The 4,342-nt window shown below is 38.1% G+C and carries 3 protein-coding genes and 1 pseudogene; all 4 read left to right on the plus strand.

Annotated features, from left to right (window positions below):
- Positions 1-322 precede the first annotated feature (322 nt).
- Complete coding sequence (gene bioA / locus K737_RS06075) at positions 323-1,609, plus strand: adenosylmethionine--8-amino-7-oxononanoate transaminase (RefSeq protein ID WP_006287973.1); 1,287 nt, start codon at positions 323-325, stop codon at positions 1,607-1,609.
- A 187-nt stretch (positions 1,610-1,796) separates the two neighbouring features.
- The gene (locus tag K737_RS06960) at positions 1,797-2,195 is read left to right on the plus strand and encodes a DUF4167 domain-containing protein (protein ID WP_006287972.1); all 399 of its coding nucleotides are present in this window, start codon (positions 1,797-1,799) and stop codon (positions 2,193-2,195) included.
- 97 nt (positions 2,196-2,292) lie between these two features.
- Positions 2,293-3,549 carry a tyrosine--tRNA ligase gene (gene tyrS, locus K737_RS06085; protein ID WP_023491822.1) on the plus strand — a complete coding sequence of 419 codons (1,257 nt, stop codon included), beginning with the start codon at positions 2,293-2,295 and terminating at the stop codon, positions 3,547-3,549.
- A gap of 420 nt (positions 3,550-3,969) precedes the next feature.
- Positions 3,970-4,084, plus strand: a pseudogene (locus tag K737_RS12150) (IS5/IS1182 family transposase); the annotation flags it as partial.
- Positions 4,085-4,342 lie beyond the last annotated feature (258 nt).

Consider the following 4,342-nt stretch of genomic DNA (forward strand, 5'->3'; position numbering starts at 1 on the left):
CGCCTGACGCGTTCAAGCTTGGATTTTATTGAAGGTGGAGCGTTCATCTTGTGGATCAGCGCAGGATGCTGAACCTTTCGCTAATCGATCATACTAAGTACAGAAGGTTCATTTGCATTAAACATTGTTATTCATTTTTAATAAAATAGCCTCTCTTTCGGATCTTTAAAAGCCCCTTCAAAAAAGTGAGGGGGAGTATGGTCTGCTAAAAAGCCTTTCCATTTAAACTGTACAACAGCTATACTTTTTATGTTTAGCATTGACTTCCCAGCGCTCTTAGTATAAGCAATACATATAAAAAAATTAAATTTTGGATACGAAGATGTCTCTTTCTAAACGAGATAAGGAATTAATTTGGCATCCGTTCACTCAAGAAGAAATCGCTCCAGAAGTGATAGCACTACAAAGAGGAAATGGCGCCTATCTCTATGATAAAAAAGGAAAAGCTTACTTAGATCTGATCTCTAGCTGGTGGGTTAATCTGCATGGTCATTGTCATCCTGTTATAGCAGAACGTATTTACCAACAAGCGCTTAAGTTAGAGCATGTTCTGTTTGCAGGGTTTACTCATGAACCAGCAGTGACGCTTTGTGAGGCGCTTCAAAAAATTTTACCTCAACCATTATGTCGCTTTTTCTTTTCCGACAACGGATCCACCGCAGTGGAAGTTGCACTAAAAATGGCTTATCAATTTTGGAAAAATAAAAACCAATTCCATCGAAAAACCTTTCTAAGCTTTAAAGGAGGATATCACGGAGACACTGTGGGGGCTATGTCTGCTGGTATCGATTCTGGATTTCATTCTGTCTTTTCCGAGCTTTGTTTTGCTGTAGACACAATTCCTTATCCAGAAACTTGGGATCACGACCCTGATGTTGTAGAAAAAGAAGCGGATGCGCTTTGTGTTTTAGAAAAAATATTGACCCTTAAAGGAGACCAAATTTCGGCGATTATAATAGAGCCAATTCTGCAAGGTGCCAGTGGAATGCGTTTGGCCCGACCCCAGTTTATTAACGCCTGTATTGCTGCAGTGCGGAAATATCAAATTTTAGTTATCTTTGACGAAGTAATGACAGGATTTTGCCGAACAGGTCCGTATTTTGCTTTCAGTCACACTGAAGTGATTCCCGATTTTTTGTGCCTATCTAAGGGGATTACGGGAGGGTTTTTACCTCTGGCATTAACAGTGACAACTGGTGAAGTTTATACAGCATTTTTAAGCAAAGATTGGAAAGATGCTTTTGCACACGGGCATTCGTATACTGCCAATCCCCTTGCTTGTGCTGCCGCTGTTGGCGCTTTAGAACTATTGCAATCTTCACACTGTCAAAGGCAGATTCAAGTGATTATTACCGCTCAACGTCAAGGGATTTCTTTTCTAAAACAAAAAAATCTTCCCATTTCAAAACTACGATCTTTTGGAACTATGGGAGCCTTTGACTTGAATTCTTCTCAAGAAAGTATTGTATTTCAAAGTAAATGTTTAAAAGAAGGGCTAATAGTACGTCCTTTAAAAACTACCGTATATACGCTTCCTCCTTATGTAATTACTCAAGAAGAGCTAAAAGAATGTTATGAAATTTTTGCACGCATTATTGAAACATGTTAGATTTTTTAGTTTCTTTTTAAACAAATTTTAGCTTGGGAAGAATTAATTAATTTATTGTCTTTGATTTTAGACGAAGTCAAAAATTTTAATTAAGATAAAGGGTTTGTTCCTAAAATTGAATTCTTTATCTCTTGACAGATTTTTTTTTGTTTATTAGAATAAAGACATTCTTTTTTCAAGACTCGTCATGAATTCTTTTAGAGATAAACCGCAAGGGCCTTATCAATTTCGCCCCGGGTCCCACAGAAATCAGAAAGTTGCAAAGAACAAGCATCATATTTTTGAAAGCCAAGGTCCAACGGGTAAAGCTAGGGGGACAAGTGTTCAGCTGGTAGAAAAGTATTTAAGTCTTGGAAGGGAAGCACTTGCGCTGGGTGATACGGTTCTTTCGGAGTATTTTTTTGAGTATGTAGAGCATTATCAAAGAGTTAGTCACGATTTGAACTCGCTTAAGCAGGAAGAAAGTCCTTCAGTCCAAAGTCAAAGCGAAGAAGAAAAAAAAAATGATCCTGAAGAAGGCAGGGACCCAGAAGATCGAACGAAAAAACCTCCTCGTAATTATCGAAAGCAATCTGTTCAAAATTAGAGTTTTTACTGTGCAATTTAAATGGTTAGAAAAAAATGTGGAGAGTAGTATGATGGAATGTTCAGTTTCGAATTTAATGTGTTAAAGAGGGAAAAGAATGAGTTTTCAGTATAAAAGTGACCTGTTACATACTTTGCAGCAGAGAGGGTTTATTTATCAATCTACCCATCCAGAGCTTTTAGATAGCGCTTTTTCGTCTGGATCTGTACTTTCTTATTGTGGGTTTGACGCAACGGCAGAAAGTCTTCATGTGGGGAATTTGGTGGCACTTATGGTGGCACGTTGGATGCAAGAATATGGTCATCGTCCGATTTTATTGTTGGGGGGGGGGACCAGTAAAATAGGGGATCCTTCCTGGAGAGATACTAGCCGCCCTTTACTTACGAACGAGCGCATTGAAAAAAATATAAAAGGAATTCAGCGAAATTTGCGTCAGTTTTTGAGCTTTGACACGCCTTGTGGAGCATACATGGTTAATAATGCAGATTGGTTGGATAATTTGCTATACATTCCCTTTTTAAGAGATATTGGTATACATTTTTCAGTAAACCGTATGCTTTCTTTGGAACATGTTTCTAGTCGTCTTGAAAAAGAAGAGCCTTTAAGTTTTATAGAGTTTAATTATTTGTTGCTTCAGTCTTACGATTTTTTGAAGTTGTACCAAGAATATGGGTGTACAGTTCAGTTTGGTGGATCAGATCAGTGGGGAAACATAGTTTCTGGTGTAGATTTGGTGCGCCGGTATGCAAAAGCTCAAGTGTTTGGGCTAACTATGCCGTTGACCACCTTAAAGGATGGAAAAAAAATGGGAAAAAGTGCGCAAGGGGCGATTTTTATAGATGCGTCTCTGTGCTCTCCTTATTCTTATTGGCAATTTTGGCGTAATGTTGATGATGAAGATGTCATTCGTTTCCTTAAGCTGTATACGTTAGTTTCCCTTGAAGAAATTCAAAGCTTCTCAGAAAAAGATGCTGTAAATGAGGCAAAAATTTTGTTGGCAGATAAAGCAACCGCTCTTGTCCACGGAAATGAGTGCCTTAAGGGAATCCATAGCATGATTGATGGTGTTTTCCATGATAAATCTCCTGATACATTAGATCTTAATATGCCCCATTGGAACATACCAGCGGATTGTTTTTCTAAGGGAGTTACCATGGTGGATATTTTAGAACGTTTAGAATTTGTAGAGTCTCGCAGTGAAGCTCGGCGAAAGATTTCTGAGGGTGCAGTAAAGATAGGGAATCAAGTGTGGGGGGATTATGGTCAAGTTTTAACTGAAAAAGATATTCCTCAAGGGTGGGGATTTGTCCGTTGTGGAAAAAAATATCAAGGGTGGATTAAGTTAGAAATTTAGATCTTTTTAAAGAACTAGTTAGATTTCTTAAAAGATTATACCAATTTACAGGAACGTACTCAAAACGTCCCCATAAGGAGTTGACTAAGGGTTGCCTGAATAAAAATTGTACATAAACTCTTGGTTTAAGAAAGAAAATTGTCAAGAGAAAACAGTCCTCCGCCGTATGCACCTTATAAAGTAGCAGGAAAATTTAAAGATCCATAAAATCTTAAAAAATAAAATTTTAGCAAGGTAGAGCTTCTTAGGTTTTCCTATATAAGCTGCGATATTCATTCGAAATTTCAATTAGACATTCTTGTGGGTGTTATAGAAAAAGACAACCGCCTGTTTGCAGGAGCTGTTTTCACACCGCTATCACACAGGAATTCCGTGAAGGAATTTTAGCATTGGCAATTTTAAGCACCCCACTCCCATTAGAATCAAAAAGGCGTATGGAAAAGCGTTTTTGAAATCTTAGCCAGCGCTACTTACAACGAATACGCAATGATCGATTCAACAATTGTACGCGCATCAACACAGCGCTGACGCTAAAAACAGACAATAATGCCCACGAAAACCCTACCACTTTCACTTGACAAAAAGTCAGAACCATGATGGGGGGATCATCTTGTGAAGGGGGATGGGGTAAAACGTATGGTAGCCGATAAAAGTATGCGGAAAAACTTAAAGAAAAAGGGCGCAAGGCCGTGATCCCCATAAGTGTTAAAAGTGGTTGAGATAGATATTATGAGTATAAAGTTTTAATTTTATAATGATGTATTGATATATGGTTAGAGAGACTAGGAAAACT

The sequence above is a fragment of the Holospora undulata HU1 genome, assembly GCF_000388175.3.
Lineage (GTDB): Bacteria > Pseudomonadota > Alphaproteobacteria > Holosporales > Holosporaceae > Holospora > Holospora undulata_A.